Origin of the sequence: Gelidibacter sediminis, from assembly GCF_004364975.1 — a bacterium.
In the GTDB taxonomy this organism is placed as follows: Bacteria; Bacteroidota; Bacteroidia; order Flavobacteriales; family Flavobacteriaceae; genus Gelidibacter; species Gelidibacter sediminis.
Genome location: NZ_SOBW01000008.1, coordinates 43,208 through 59,556 on the forward strand (window position 1 = coordinate 43,208; position 16,349 = coordinate 59,556).

9 protein-coding genes are annotated in these 16,349 nt (G+C 37.4%); 2 read left to right on the forward strand and 7 right to left on the reverse strand.

The window, feature by feature from the left end:
- The first annotated feature begins 121 nt into the window (after nucleotides 1–121).
- Nucleotides 122–2,146, forward strand: a complete 2,025-nt coding sequence (locus BXY82_RS06860; RefSeq protein ID WP_133757469.1) for a protein-disulfide reductase DsbD family protein — start codon at nucleotides 122–124, stop codon at nucleotides 2,144–2,146.
- A gap of 79 nt (nucleotides 2,147–2,225) precedes the next feature.
- On the opposite strand, the gene BXY82_RS06865 is transcribed toward BXY82_RS06860, so the two are convergent.
- From BXY82_RS06865 to BXY82_RS06895, 7 genes are all read right to left on the reverse strand, one after another.
- Entirely contained in the window at nucleotides 2,226–4,466 is a 2,241-nt protein-coding gene (locus BXY82_RS06865) for an FUSC family protein (RefSeq protein ID WP_133757470.1), read from the reverse strand.
- Nucleotides 4,467–4,636: 170 nt separating this feature from the next.
- The gene (locus tag BXY82_RS06870; protein WP_133757471.1) at nucleotides 4,637–5,203 is read right to left on the reverse strand and encodes a hypothetical protein; all 567 of its coding nucleotides are present in this window, start codon (nucleotides 5,201–5,203) and stop codon (nucleotides 4,637–4,639) included.
- Nucleotides 5,204–5,268: 65 nt separating this feature from the next.
- Entirely contained in the window at nucleotides 5,269–5,796 is a 528-nt protein-coding gene (locus BXY82_RS06875) for a transposase (RefSeq protein ID WP_133757472.1), read from the reverse strand.
- Between the two features lie 80 nt (nucleotides 5,797–5,876).
- On the reverse strand, nucleotides 5,877–9,329 hold the full coding sequence (locus tag BXY82_RS06880; RefSeq protein WP_133757473.1) for a pyruvate carboxylase: 3,453 nt from the start codon (nucleotides 9,327–9,329) through the stop codon (nucleotides 5,877–5,879).
- Nucleotides 9,330–9,618: 289 nt separating this feature from the next.
- Nucleotides 9,619–10,242, reverse strand: coding sequence for an arsenate-mycothiol transferase ArsC (locus tag BXY82_RS06885; protein ID WP_133757474.1), 624 nt, complete (start codon nucleotides 10,240–10,242; stop codon nucleotides 9,619–9,621).
- A gap of 179 nt (nucleotides 10,243–10,421) precedes the next feature.
- Nucleotides 10,422–12,335 (reverse strand): molecular chaperone HtpG, encoded by a 1,914-nt coding sequence (htpG, locus tag BXY82_RS06890; protein WP_133757475.1) that lies wholly within the window; start codon nucleotides 12,333–12,335, stop codon nucleotides 10,422–10,424.
- Between the two features lie 176 nt (nucleotides 12,336–12,511).
- Nucleotides 12,512–14,962 (reverse strand): alpha/beta hydrolase family protein, encoded by a 2,451-nt coding sequence (locus tag BXY82_RS06895; RefSeq protein ID WP_133757476.1) that lies wholly within the window; start codon nucleotides 14,960–14,962, stop codon nucleotides 12,512–12,514.
- 173 nt (nucleotides 14,963–15,135) lie between these two features.
- Between BXY82_RS06895 and BXY82_RS06900 the strand changes: the two genes are divergently transcribed.
- Nucleotides 15,136–16,146, forward strand: coding sequence for a 3-oxoacyl-ACP synthase III family protein (locus BXY82_RS06900; RefSeq protein WP_133757477.1), 1,011 nt, complete (start codon nucleotides 15,136–15,138; stop codon nucleotides 16,144–16,146).
- Nucleotides 16,147–16,349: the final 203 nt, after the last annotated feature.

Genomic DNA, 16,349 nt, shown 5'->3' on the forward strand with positions numbered 1-16,349 from the left:
AAAAACATTAGTTTTAACATTTAAAAGCAAGGGCTTTTTACAACCACAGCGTCTTATAAAAAGTAACCCTTTAAACAGTATTTTATTTTAAATAGTAATAACCCCTAGTTAACCTATTGTAATGAAAAATATATTTCTATACTTTTTCTTCATCACCTTATTTTATTCTACCGTAACAGCACAAGTATTGGAACCTGTTAAATGGTCAACTTCTGTAGAGAAGATTTCAGATACTGAATATGATCTTATCGCTAAGGCAAAAATTGACAAAGGCTGGCACCTCTACTCTCAAAGTGTACCTGAAAACGGCCCAATTGCAACCGCCTTTACTTATGAAGTAGCTAAAAAGGCTGAGCTTATTGGCAAAACGAGCGAAGAAGAAGGTCGCACTGTTGATGATCCTATATTTAATATGCGCATCAAGTATTTTGATGATGTAGCTGAGTTTAGACAGCGTATTAAGGTGATCAACAATGAACTTTCTATAGTTAAAGGCGAAGTTGAATTTATGGTGTGTGATGATATGCGTTGCTTGCCACCATCATACGTCGATTTGAATTTTGATTTAAATACCTCTAAAAACCTTTCCAGTAAAGAGGATTCTGAAGCTTCAGAAAGTAATGGTATTATTGACTTTCAAAACCCTGTAAAAACTGATCTTGATAAAGATGTTATTGTTACGGATAAACAAGAAGAAGAATCAGATAATACCGGTTTATGGACTATTTTTATCCTAGGTATGGGTGCAGGGTTTATCGCGTTATTCACGCCATGTGTATTTCCTTTAATCCCGATGACCGTAAGTTTCTTTACCAAACAAAGTAAAAACAAAGCTCAGGGTATTAAAAACGCCTTCATATATGGACTATGTATCATCGTAATTTATGTGATATTAGGTACTGGTGTTGTTGCCATTTTTGGAGCGAGCGCTATTAATGAGTTCTCAACGAGTGTGACTTTTAACCTGCTTTTCTTTGTGATCCTCGTCATTTTTGCGGTGTCCTTTTTAGGTGCATTTGAAATTATGCTGCCACAATCATGGGCCAATAAAATTGATAGTAAAGCAGATAAGGGTGGGTATACTGGCATTTTCTTTATGGCACTCGCACTTGCTATTGTGTCCTTTTCATGTACAGGACCATTTGTAGGCAATATTATAGTCATTTCAGCTACTAAGGGCGGACTTGCACCAATGATTGGGATGTTGGGCTTTTCGTTGGCATTAGCATTGCCATTCGGTTTGTTTGCAGCGTTCCCAGGCTGGCTAAATTCTCTTCCAAAATCAGGAGGTTGGTTAAACACTGTAAAAGTGGTATTAGGATTTTTGGAATTGGCATTTGCATTCAAGTTCCTTTCACAGGCAGATTTGGTATTGCAATTGCATTTCCTAGAACGTGAAGTGTTTATCGCTATCTGGATTGCTATTTTTGGCGCATTGGCGTTTTATCTTTTCGGAAAGATCAAATTGCCACACGATTCGCCGTTAACACATATTTCAGTAGGACGTTTGAGCCTCGGATTAATAGCTTTAAGTTTTACAATATATATGATTCCTGGGCTTTGGGGTGCGCCTCTTAACTTGATTAGCGCCTTCCCACCACCGTTAGATTACGCAGAGTCGCCTTATGGTGTTGGTAATTCTAAAACTGGAGGAGGTGCCGTTTTAGATGATGCTCAAGAGCTACCCGATGGCGCCCATCTATTAGCACCACACCAAATTTTGGCCTTCAATGATTATGACAGAGGTTTGGCTTATGCTAAAGAAGTAGGCAAACCAATCATGTTAGATTTCACTGGCTGGGCCTGTGTGAACTGTAGAAAGATGGAGCAGAAGGTTTGGCCTGATGATCAGGTATTGAACATGTTAAAGAATGAAGTGGTATTGATCTCATTATACGTGGACGACAAACGGAAACTTGAAGGAGATGAGGTAATCGAATCTAAATTACGACCAGGAAAGAAACTGAAGTATATTGGTCAAAAATGGAGTGAATTCCAAACCATCCGCTATAAAACCAATACACAACCTTTTTATGTACTCATAGGTCATGATGAAGAAAATCTTAATGATCCTGTCGGGTATACACCAGATGTGGAGGAGTATTTTGGTTGGATGGAAGAAGGTGTTGAAGCATTTAAAAAGTAAGCGCTACCATATTGATAAGTAATAAAATTAACCACTTCGCAAAAACGAGGTGGTTTTTTTATGCCGTACTTGGAAATACTTATATAACGTCGTGAAATTTGATAGTTGCTTTTTTTAGATTTTCAGAAAGCGTTTTCAACCATATTAATTGATTCGAAATTAAATAGGCTTCTTGAAGATGGTGAAGCGATTCGGTATCTAATTCCGTCTCTCCTTTTAATATGTCTTCATCACGAGCTCTCGAAAGACTGTGGTAGGATTCCATGAGTTTGTCCTGAGCTTTTTCGATATCTATTGAAGTCGTTTCGCAATCTACAGGCGTATCGTTCAAAATAGAACATGACGATTGTAGGGTGTTGGCAATCCTTAAAATAAGAGCGTCAAACTCTTTTGATGCAGGGGTCGTTTTGTGGTTGATAATAAAACTTCCAATGGAGGCAATAGCAGAAACCATGGTCTGATTTAACGTAACCATACCATAAATAAGTTGAAACTCTTTTTGTTTTGATTTGGGGTCCTGCGTCATTCTCTGAAAAGCAGAATTCAAATTGCTGATAGCTAAAAAGGCTTCCTTTCTCGCAATTTTATAGGCCAACTCATTCTCTCTTTTATCATGATATAAATTTTGTGTTGCAATGAGATATTTTTGGTTTTTTTTAAGGGCGTCTACAAGTACATTCTTCAAATTTAAAGCCTCCCAACTTGGCCATAACACATAGTTGGCAATAACCGCAATACTCGCTCCTAAAACTGTATCAATCACTCTGTATTGAATCACTTGAAAGGCATCCGGATTAATAAGCGAATACACAAACACAATATTAATGGTTACAAAAGCTGCGGACGATTTATAATTCTGCTGTACTAAGGAGAAAGCTAAAGTGAGTGAAATAATGGCCAACACCGCATAAACGATAACGTTTTGCGTGAGTAAAACGATGCCAATCGCGAAAGCAGCGCCAATGAGTGTTCCTACAATACGATCTTTAGAACGCTCTTTGGTCAAGCCATAATTAGGGCGCATAATAACTATGATGGTAAGCAATATCCAATATGTATTTCGGATATCTAATAGCGTACCTAAAACAAAAGCAAAAACCATTGCTACGGTAAACCTAAGGGCATGTCTAAATAAGGTAGAATTTAAGCTGAAATTTTGAATGATGACATTCAATCGGTATTCTTGCAGCGTTAAGAACTTACTGGTGTCTTGACGTTTCAAGGAGACTTTTGATGAATCCTTAACGTTCGCCATTACACGACGTATCGCTCTAATTTCTTGAGCAATGTGTTCTTGATAATCGTATAAATTACGCAATACAAGTGCGCCTTCACGTGCTTTTGGCAGCTGTACATCTTCAATATATTGCGCAATATTCTTTTTTACCTGTGATAAACTATCCAATAAAATATCGGAGTCAGATACTTTGTCATTTTTAATCAACAAGTCAGATAAGGTCTTCAATTGATTGCCCATCGCTTTATTAAGGTTTTTGGAAGCTTTCAGATATTTCCGATCCTTAAAAAGGCGGTCCATATCATTATAATCTAAATGCTTCGCCTCAACAAGCTCAAAAATATTGACTGATGAAATAAAGATCAGCATATGCTTTTCATCATAATGGGAACGCCCGGAACGTTTTCGTTCTAAAAGCAGTAATTCCCTAAGCGTTTCGTGCTTTTCATTGATTTGACTTTGTAGGACGAAGGCTTCTTGCATCAATTCTTGACGCTTGGTTTTCTTAGTCAGTAATCGTGCACGTAATTGGAGATATTCACCAATCAGGGTCAGTGTTTCTGATAAAAATTGGACTTCATCTTTTGTAGGGGCTAATTTCCTGAAAAGAAAAGACACCATTAAATACCAAAGTCCGCCACAACCCATCAATAATACATGAGGAAGTATTTCCTCCGCTGTTTCTTTTTCAACTGCAAACGCCAGTACCATCGCTAACAAACCAGAAAACGACACCAACGATGCTCTAAATCCGTAAACGGACAGCAACGACACGAAGAATGAAATAGCCGCCATGACGATGACTAAAAGTGGGAGGTAGGGCTTGCAAAAAAGAATGATGGTAAAAATAAGCATCGTCAAAGCCGTACTGATTAATATGGCATTGACTTTTCTTTTTAAACTGCCCGGAATATCTCCAGGGGCATTTAAAAAAGCACCCATAACAATGGGAAGTGCAAATTCAAAATCCCCAATAAAATAAAACAGAATCAATGGTGTAACCACAGCAAATGTCAAGCGGACTCCTCTGTAAAAGTGAGAGCTTTTTAAAAATATTTCGATGGTTTTAAGATGTGCTTTCAATGTGATTTTTTAGTGTTACAAAGGTATGTTAATTGATACGCTCTATCATAAGGTAAGATTATTTTAATGTTATGGCATATGAATTTTTGTGAATTGAAAAACCACTTCTAGTTAGGAAGTGGTTTTGTTTGATTAGTAGTGTTAATGTTAAAGGTCAATTTTATACTAAATTAATCTTCACTTCCCCAAGGTGCACTTGACGTTTCCACTTCCTTTGTAAGGTCAAATTTCACCGAAAATAATCGGTCAGTGCCAATGCGACGTAAATTATAGGTAAATGATGTTGCATCCAGGGTAATCCACCACACATTATTTGCGGCATGCGCCAATAAATCAGCGGTAAATTGATCAGCAGGGAAAAACTGTATATCGGCTCTTCCTGTGTTTGGACTTAGTCCGCCGTATTGCGTGACTTCATCATCAGAACCATCCGGTTTTCTATGGTCGTGTTTTAATAGGATTAAATGATCTGCTCCCTTAGTCAGTACCCATGTTCGAGATTTGTCTTCACCTACAAAAAATGGAATTCTAATCTCACTATCTTCACAAGACCGCACATGCATTACTAACTTTTCGTCAGTAAAGCCATCGCCTTCTTTTCCTCCAGCAATGATTTCGCCTTCATAAGCTTTTCCACAATGATTTTTAAGGGTATCCCAAAATTGAACGGATCCAGGGGCCTCCTGCGCCAACAAATGTAGCGGCAAGACCAATAAAATAAGTAAGAGTTTTTTCATTGTTCCAAGATATGTAATTAATTGTAAAATGTGTCTTTTTTCCAATTCATTGGATTATTTAATATCTAATCCGAAATTCTTTGATATGAATTGGTGTCTCTAATGATATGGTCATGGAATAATGGTTGCGAAATAAAATCGATAGAATTTGTGGTGGCATAGGTTTTTACAGATGATTTATAGCCACGAATAATGGAGGTCAAATTTTTAGATTTTGGTCCGAATTTGTTTTGTTGTTGTAGCGACGCAAAATTTTGCGTCGCTACCGCGCCCAACCCCGCACCCGTTTCCCTGCCCATCGTTTTATCAATAATTATAATTCCGTGTACATGATTTGGCATAATTACGTGATTGCCCAATTTTACAAATGGAAAATGTTCAGGGATTGACAACCAAAGTTGATCTGCAATCTTACCGATGTCGGATAATTTCATCTGTGGAGACGCAATATTTTGTGTCTTTACCACATCGCCAAAATATTGGATTCTATTTTTGGTGCAAATCGTTATAAAATATGCGCCATTGCTTCCATAATCCCAATGCTTCAATCGGGTAGATTCTATTCTATATTTATTTCTAAATTTCTCAGACATTAGATTATAAACTGAACTACATTAATTATTTAAAAACTCACAACACGAGTGAAATTTAATCTGCAGAGCGGGCAAGTGGTTTATTCCACCGTCACCACCAAATCATCTTGCATGACCATCGTTCCTTCCTTAAGCGCTACAGATTTTACTTTTCCAGCTTTAAATGCTGTGACAGTCGTTTCCATTTTCATAGCTTCAATGATGAACAAAGGATCATTTTCCTTCACAACTTGTCCGCGTTTTACCAACACTTTATATAAGGAGCCTTGTAACGGTGCGCCTATATGATTGGAATTTGACGGATCTATTTTCTCGTGAGTTTCCTTTTTGATGTTGAGTGATTTATCCAGTACTTCCACAAATCTATTTTCACCATTGACGCTAAAAAATACAATTCTGACGCCATTTTCATTAGGAATTCCTACGGATAATAACCTCACTATAATTGTTTTCCCTGGTTCTAATTCAATCAGCGTTTCTTCACGTTGCTTCATGCCGTAGAAGAAATTCTTGGTAGGCACTAAACTTAGGTTTCCGTAAAGTTTGTAGTTTTCGTGAGCTTGTTCAAATACCTTTGGATATAAAGTGTAGGACAAGAAATCTTCAATTTCGATAGCTCGCGTAAACCCTTTTTGGAATTTCTTTTTGAACGCTTCATACTCCACGTCAAAATCGATAGGTTTCATATGCGCATTAGGTCTATCCGTATACGCTTTGTGATTTTTCAGAATAATCTTCTGTAATTTTTTTGGGAATCCGCCTACCGGTTGACCTAAATCGCCTTTAAAGAAATTGATAACGGATTCTGGAAACGAAATTTCTTCGCCACGTTCCATGACATCTTTTGGCGTCAGGTTATTAGTCACCATAAAAATTGCCATATCTCCAACCACTTTAGAGCTTGGTGTTACTTTTATCAAGTTGCCAAACATGGTGTTTACCTGAGCGTACATTTTTTTGACTTCATCAAACCGATCGCCAATTCCTAAAGCAATGGCTTGTGGGCGTAAATTGGAGTATTGTCCACCAGGAATTTCATGTTGAAAAACTTCAGCGGTTCCTGCTTTCAGTCCAGATTCAAATGGATAGTACAACTCGCGGGTATCTTCCCAGTAATTTGAAAATTGGTTTAAGGTATCAATATCAAATTCATGCGCTCGTGGTTGGCCTTTCATCATCTCCACAACAGAATTGAAGTTAGGTTGTGAAGTTAAACCTGATAAACCACCTAATGCGACATCAACAACATCAACACCAGCTTCAATAGCCTTTAAATACGTGGCAGTTTGTAAGGATGAGGTGTCATGTGTATGCAAATGAATAGGGAGTTTGACGGTGTCCTTTAAAGCGCCAACCAACTCTGTGGCAGCGTATGGTTTTAATAATCCCGCCATATCCTTAATGGCAATCATGTGCGCACCTGCATTTTCAAGATCTTTAGCTAATTGCGTGTAATATTTTAAGTTGTACTTAGTTTCATTGATATCTAAAATGTTTCCTGAGTAACTGATAGCAGCTTGTGCAATCCCTCCAGTTTTGTCTCTCACATAATTGATACTCGGTTCCATAGCTTTTACCCAGTTAAGAGAATCAAAAATCCTAAAGATATCCACGCCGTTTTCCCACGATTTTTCAACAAATTTTTCAATCAAGTTATCAGGATACGCTTTATAGCCAACGCCATTACTCCCTCTCAAAAGCATTTGAAATAAGATATTAGGAATTGCTTTTCGCAATTCGCGTAAACGTGTCCAAGGACTTTCATGTAAAAAGCGCAGGCACACATCAAAAGTGGCACCTCCCCATACCTCCATACTAAAGGTGTTTGGATGGTTTTTTGCATAACTCTCCGCAACTTTCATCATGTCAAACGTTCGCATACGTGTAGCGAGTAATGATTGGTGTGCATCACGCATTGTGGTGTCCGTATAATGGATTTTGTGGTCGTTTTTAAGCCATTGACAGAACTTATCTGGACCCATTTCCATTAACATATCTTTGGTTCCCTTAGGATAGGATGTTTTTATATTGAACTTTGGAACTTTAGGGTTTCTAAAAATCTTGTTGTCATCTTTATACTTAACGTCAGAATTTCCGTTGACAATTACTTCGGCTAAAAACTGAGTAACTTTAGTTGTTCTATCTTGTGGCAATTTTATTTTAAACAAGGAAGGTGTGTTTTGAATAAAATTAACCGTCACTTTTCCTTCTTTAAAAGTGTCATGAAGGATGACATTCTGCAAAAAGTGTATATTGGTTTTTACGCCACGCACTCTAAATTCTTTTAATGCACGCACCATCTTGCGTACTGCACCATCGAGCGTCCGTCCGTGGGCTGACACTTTTACAAGCATTGAATCGAAAAACGGGCTCACACTGTAGCCTTGATAAATACTTCCGGCATCCAAACGAATGCCCATTCCTGACGCACTTCGGTAGGTGGTAATTGTACCGTAATCTGGGGTGAAATTATTGCTTGGATCTTCTGTGGTCAAGCGGCACTGAAGTGCAAAACCATATGTTTTAAGAGACTCTTGCTCGTAAATCTTAATTTGTTGATCAGATAATTTATATCCGCCAGCTACGAAAATTTGAGTTTTTACCAAATCAATGCCCGTAACCATTTCAGTCACTGTGTGTTCTACTTGAATTCTTGGATTAACTTCGATAAAAAAGACGTTATCATCTTTATCGACCAAAAATTCCACCGTTCCAATATTGTTATAATTGACTTCCGTGGCAATATCTACCGCATATTTATAAAGTTCTTGCTTTACTTTATCTGATACATTATGGGAAGGCGCAATCTCTACTACCTTCTGATGTCGGCGCTGTACAGAGCAATCCCGTTCAAATAAATGGCGAATATTACCGTGGTTGTCAGCAACTATTTGAACTTCAATATGCTTAGGGTCTTCCACATATCTTTCAAGAAACATGGTATCATCGCCAAAAGAATTCAGCGCTTCGTTTTTGGCTGAGTCGAAATTCTGTTCTAGATCTTCATCCTTTCTGATAATTCGCATCCCGCGTCCGCCACCACCTGAAGCGGCTTTCAGCATTAATGGATAACCAATACGTTTGGCTTCTGATAAGGCAATTTTTAGCGTAGTGAGATCCTTTTTATTGCTTTCTATAATTGGGACATTGCATTTCGTGGCAATTTTCTTCGCCGTAATTTTGTCGCCCAAAGCATCCATCACTTCAGGGTTCGGACCGATGAAAATAATTCCATTTGCAGCACATTTTCGTGCAAATTCTGAATTTTCAGATAAGAAACCATAGCCCGGGTGGATGGCATCTACATTTTTGGACTTTGCCAATGCGATGATTTCGTCCATGTCCAAATATGGTTTTAAAGGTTGATTGTCTTCACCAATTTGATAGGATTCATCCGCTTTATTTCGATGTTGCGAATACCGATCTTCATAGGTGTAGAGCGCAACCGTAGCCAAATTCAACTCAGTACATGCGCGCATGACGCGAATTGCGATTTCTCCTCTATTGGCAATAAGTACCTTTTTTATTTTCATATGTTTCAGTGTTATGTTGTGTTGTTTTCTAGATGATTAGGGGCTTGCCTGAGTGGGTTTGGTCAGCGATATTTTTCAAAAAAGGGAATTTTTTGAAAGGGGATATGACAATTAAAAGTGCGCTTTTTGTCCACAGACGTTTCGGGTTCGCTCGAAGATAAATTTTAAATCCTTCAAAAACAAAAATGTGGTGCCGAAATATAAGGCCGTTAATTGAAGAGTAAGGGAGATGTTATAGGTGTGTTTTAGGTTGTGAAGTACTTTAAAGTAAAGACCCACGGTAAAACCTTCAACACTCTATTTTTGAAAAAGTATAACAGAGTTCCGTAGCAATCTGTAAACTACGCTCCATATATTTTTGTGCTTGTTGTGGCGTGTTGTCAAATGTTTTTGGATCTTCAAAAGGAATTGGGAATCGTCCTTCAGCACCTGCAACAATAGGACAGTCGCCGTCTGCTTGTGAACAGGTCATGATGGCCGCAAAATGAGATGTCGGATTAAAAGCAGCATCCATTTTTTTTGAAAATCCAATTATTGGAAGTTCATTTTCAGCGAATTTGATACTATAAATAGGATTGTCACTTTGGGAAAGCATCTCGATTTCAAATCCTGATTTTTCCAAAGTTTCTACAATTATTGGAAACACCGCGGTGCTTTCTGTTCCACCAGAATAGCACGATACATTTTTAATATTGAAGTGGTGGGCTAAAGTCTGCGCCCAAACTTGAGACAAATGGCTTCGTCGTGAATTGTGGGTGCAAATAAAATTTAAGCGAATGTTTTGATGTGCTGACACTTTAGATTGTATAAAATCAATAAACGGTTGTAAAACAGTTTTACGCGCATCAGGAATGCTAGTTGGGTCTAAAGTGTTGATGACCTTTTCAATTGGTGTAAATAATTGTGCTTTCATAGTATTCTATTCATTGCAATATTACGATTGATGATTCAACTCTCAAAATATTTAAAGTTAGAATTTAATGGTAATCATAAAAAAACCACCTCGTTTTCACGAAGTGGTTTTTACAATTTGCTAATGAGGTTGCTTCGTCTCCTAAAAAGGCTTCAGACAATGACTCACTTTATGGAGATTTACTTTATCATTTCATAAGAACGTTTAATAAAATCACTCAATTCTTTTCCTTTTAACAATCCTTGAGACAGACGTGCCAAATCTAAACTTTGAGAAATTAGTCGCTCTTGTTTCTTCTTTGTTTTGGTATTTAAAATCTCACCTACCAATTCAGAATTGGTATTGACCACCAAGTTGTACATTTCTGGCATGTTGCCCATTCCAAACATACCGCCACCTCCAGTTGCTTGCATCTCTTTCATACGACGCATAAACTCTGGTTGTGTGATGATAAATGGAGACGCATCACTATCCATCGCTTCTAATTGTACCATAAATTTTTCAGATGGGATAGCTTCTTTTAAGACGTCTTCCAACTCTTTTTGTTGCTCATCAGTCAACTTTGAAATTTTGGTATCGTCTTTCTTGATTAAATTATCAATATGATCAGCATCTACACGTGCAAACGTAATGTTCTCTTTTGTAGATTCCATTTTTTGCATTAGGTGACTCACAATTGGAGAATCTAATAATAACACTTCATAACCTTTGGCTTTAGCAGCTTCAGTATAACTGTGTTGAGCATCTTCATTAGACGCATATAAGATGACCAATTTACCATCTTTATCAGTTTGGTTGTCCTTAATTTTGTCTGTTAACTCTTTATAAGTATAGTACTTGCCGTCTACCGATGGATACAGTGCGAAAGCATCAGCCTTGTCATAGAATTTATCCTCTGAAAGCATTCCGTATTCAATCACAATTTTAATGTCATTCCATTTTTTCTCGAAATCGGCACGGTTTTCATTGAATAACGATTTTAATTTATCAGCGACTTTACGAGTGATGTACGATGAAATTTTCTTCACGTTACCATCGGCTTGTAAATAACTACGAGAGACGTTTAACGGAATGTCTGGAGAATCGATCACACCACGTAACATGGTTAAGAATTCAGGAACAATCCCTTCTACATTATCCGTAACGAACACTTGGTTTTGGTACAGCTGAATTTTATCCTTTTGGATATTTAAATCGGCCGTCATTTTTGGGAAATATAAAATACCGGTCAAATTGAATGGGTAGTCCACATTTAAATGAATATGAAATAATGGCTCCTCAAACTGCATTGGATACAATTCTCTATAAAAAGCGTTGTAATCCTTTTCTTCTAATTCAGTTGGTTGTTTTGTCCACGCTGGATTAGGGTTGTTGATAATGTTGTCAACAGTAATTTTCTTTTGGGGCTCAGTAGTTTCTTTACCGTCTTTATCTTTTTTGGTTTCAGGCTTATGATCAGGATCATTCACTTCCTTAGTTCCAAATTTAATTGGAATAGGCATGAACTTGTTATACTTGGTCAATAGCTCACGGATTTTAGATTCTTCTAAGAACTCGGTAGAATCTTCGGCAATGTGAAGGATAATCTCTGTACCACGGTCTGTTTTACTAGCTGGCTCTAAAGTGAATTCTGGAGAACCATCACAGGTCCAACGTGCAGCTTCAGTACCTTCTTTATAAGATTTAGAGATGATTTCAACTTTCTCAGCTACCATGAAGGCAGAATAAAAACCTAATCCGAAATGGCCGATGATGCCTGAATCTTTTCCAGCATCTTTATATTTATCCAAAAACTCTTCAGCTCCTGAAAATGCAATTTGATTGATGTATTTTTCAATCTCTTCAGCAGTCATCCCAATACCTTGGTCAATAATGTGAAGTTTTTTACCTTCTTTGTCAATTTTTACCTCGATTTTTGGATTGCCATATTCTACTGCTGCTTCCCCAATATTGGTAAGATGTTTAAGTTTTAAAGTCGCATCTGTCGCGTTACTGATCAATTCACGTAAAAATATTTCGTGATCGCTGTATAAGAATTTCTTAATTAAGGGAAAGATATTCTCTACCGAAACATTAATATTACCTTTTGTCATATTTAATTTATTAAATGTTCCCACCAATCCCAATAACTATGGGGAGGGAAACTGTTTGAACTTATATTTTACTCATCATGCAGTAGTCAACAAAAATGCCAAGTCAGTATTTGTGACAAGATGACATAAAAAAAGCCGTTCTTAGTTAGAACGGCTTTTTGCAAAATATAGTAGAATTAGTCTTTTAGAGTATCCTTTTTTTCTAAAGGTATGTCTTTCTTTTTATTTTTCACATAGGTTTCCAACCATTGGTCTTGTTCCCAAAGCATGTGCATTACGGACTCTTTGGCACTGTATCCATGACTTTCCTTAGGTAACATCACCAATCTTACTGGTGCCCCCAATCCTTTTAAAGCATTAAAATAGCGCTCACTTTGCATTGGGTAGGTACCAGAATTGTTATCAGCTTCACCGTGAATTAATAATAATGGTGTTTTCATTTTGTCAGCATTCATAAAAGGAGACATGGTATTGTAAACATCTGGAGCTTCCCAATAGTTGCGCTCTTCACTTTGAAACCCAAAAGGTGTGAGTGTTCTGTTATAAGCACCACTACGTGCAATACCAGCTGCAAATAAGTTGGAATGCGACAATAAATTAGCCGTCATAAAAGCACCATAAGAATGACCTCCAACAGCAACACGATCGCGGTCTATATAGCCCATTGCGTCCACAGCATCAATGGCTGCCTTAGCGTTTCCAACTAATTGCGCCACAAATGTGTCGTTTGGTTGATCATCACCTTCACCCACAATCGGGAAGGCGGCATCATCTAAAACAACATACCCTCGGGTTACCCAATATAATGGAGAGCCATAATATGGATAGGTGAATTCATTAGAATTGGAAGTGTTCTGACCTGCACTATTTTTGTCTTTATATTCACGCGGATAGGCCCACATAATCATAGGATATTTTTCACCTTCTTTATAATCAGTTGGTAAATAAAGTGTTCCTGTGAGTGGTAATCCGTCATCGCGTTTATAATTAATAACTTCCTTGTGTACATCTTGAATACTTTTAAAGGGGTTCTCAAATTGTGTTAAAGGTTGTAAGGCGATACGCTTCTTAATGTTTCTAATATAGTAGTTTGGATATTCGTTTTTAGATTCAATTTGAACCACAAATTCACCAGCCTTAGCATCTAATGCAAAGGAGATATTTTCAACTTTATCAGTATAAGCAGATTGGTAGAGACGCTCTGTTTTTTGCGATTTGAGATTCATTTCGTCAATAAACGGGAATTGCCCTTTTTCACTGTAGCCATCGCCAATTAGATAAGCTTTATTGTCATTTAAATCGAGCACGTATTCATCATAAGCATTTAAGGTTGTTACAAAACTTCCTGGATCGCTATACACATCTTGGTAATTTCTATCTGATAGTACCTTGGGCGCCTTGCTAGGATTAGAAGGATCAAATAAATAGGTTCTTGTATTTCTACTATTCCACCATCTGTCATATGCAATGGCGGTAGATTCATTACCCCAACGGATACCGGCAAAACGATCTTTCGTTTTTAAAAGGGATTGTTTTTTTGCCGTAAAAGGAGCTTTTTGTTGAAAAACTTCATCTCTAAAAGGAACTTCATTGGCAGGGTCGCCGCCATCTAAAGCTTCTGTCCACACTAAGGTTGCAGGATGGTCATTACGCCATGTCAAGTCTCGCATTCCGGTACGTTCTGCCATAAAGCCTTGTGGTAAATCTTCAATTAGTGGTACTTCCAATACCTTTTTTACTAAAGTGCCCGCAGCATCATAAATGGTAGTGGTAGAAGGGAATCGGCTATAGGGAACCAAATAGGAAAACGGTTTGTTGATAGTAGTCACTAAAATATACTTACCGTCTGGCGAAAAATTTAAGCTTTGGTAAATGTCCGTTGATTTCCAATTGGAGGACGTACCATTTAAGTTTACTTTTTGAATGTCTGATAAAGCTAATTGCTCAAAGTTATATTCGTCATTCGGGTTTTTTAGCAAATCTTGATACGTTCTGTTTTGAGCCTTTACACCAGCCTCACTCACAGAAATTGTTGGACCTTCTGGTACTGAAACTTCAGTATCTATTAATGGTTTTTTTGAAGTTGGTAGTGTTTTAACCAGCAATGAATTACTGTCTTTAAACCATGTGTATGGTCTACCCATATTGGCATTAAGGTTGTCTGATGTCAATTTTTTAGCCTCGACAGTACTGACGTCTACCAACCATAATTCAACACCTTTTGAAGTAGTATTGGTAAAAGTTACATATTTTTGGTTGGGCGACCATGTCACGTATGCGAAACGGCCATTTTCAGGCATTCCTTTAATCGTTTGTGGGTTCCCGTCTCTGCCTTTTCTCATTTTAATATCAGTATAAAAGGTCGTTCTACTGCCAATATTGGTTACGGGGTTAATCCTTAATCCACCAAGACGCATTTCAGTTTCAGAAAGTTCCTCAATAGTTTTGTAATTACTTCTATATAGAAATAAAATATTTTCACCATTAGTGTCCATACTGATGCGTGGTGCTAATGGTGCCTCGGCCAAATTTAGGATATTCTGATCTGGTTTTTGATAAGATAAATTGACCTGCCCAATGCTAATCATGGACCATGTCAATAGAAAACTTAGTAATAATGCTTTCATTGTAGTTAGTTTTGGTTAAAACTCTAAAAATACTCAAAAGCATCGTGCATGCTCACTAACTAAATGTTAAAATGATGTGCTGGCATTGTAATTATTGTATAAAAAACAGGTAATTTTATGAAAACTATGAATATTGTTTAAATTGCAAGACTATTAAAACTAAAAAATGACTTATGTATAACTCCAAAATAATTGGATTGGGCCATTATGTGCCTGATAATGTGGTGACCAATGATGATCTTTCTAAAATGATGGATACAAGTGACGAATGGATACAAGAACGTACGGGCATCAAAGAACGGAGATGGGCCATTGAGAATTCAGGGGACACCACTTCAGCAATGGGGGTGAAAGCCGCTAAAGTAGCTATTGAACGTGCAGGAATAGATAAAGATGATATAGATTTTATCATATTCGCCACCTTAAGTCCGGATATGTATTTTCCAGGTCCTGGAGTTCAGGTTCAGCATGCCTTAGGTATCAAAACGGTAGGAGCATTAGATGTGAGGAACCAATGTTCAGGTTTTATCTATGCCATGTCTGTGGCCGACCAGTTTATTAAGACAGGAATGTATAAAAATATTTTGGTTATTGGAAGTGAATTGCATTCGCATGGATTGGATAAAACCACACGTGGTCGTGGGGTGACCGTTATTTTTGGTGATGGTGCAGGCGCAGCAATTTTGACTAGAGAAGAAGATAGCTCAAAAGGAATATTATCAACTCATTTACATTCAGAAGGAGAACATGCAGAAGAATTGGTGCTGGTGGCGCCAGGAATGGGCAAACGTTGGGTGAATGACATTTTAAAAGATAATGACCCTAATGATGAAAGTTACTTCCCGCATATGAACGGTCAGTTTGTATTTAAAAACGCTGTGGTCAGATTTAGTGAAGTGATTATGGAGGGCCTATTGAAGAATAATTTGCAAAAGGAGTCCATAGATATGCTGATTCCTCATCAAGCCAATTTAAGAATTGCACAGTTTATTCAAAAGAAATTTGGATTGACTGATGATCAGGTGTTTAATAATATTCAAAAATACGGCAATACCACCGCAGCTTCTATACCAATTGCGCTTACTGAAGCTTGGGAAGAAGGTAAAATTAAAGAAGGTGATGTGGTTGTATTGGCAGCTTTTGGAAGTGGATTTACTTGGGGAAGCGTGGTTATTAAGTGGTAATGGATTAAGACGCTTCAAAGCTCAAATACGCTAACATTTGCACACTAATGATAAAAACCCGAAACACTTAAGTTTCGGGTTTTCTGCTATTAATCAACATCAACTAACACTTAATTAAATTAACTGATTAACTTAAAAACTTATCACATTAACTAAGACGTAAAAACTTGTGTTTTATTTCGTTAGAGGGCAATTTTAACTAA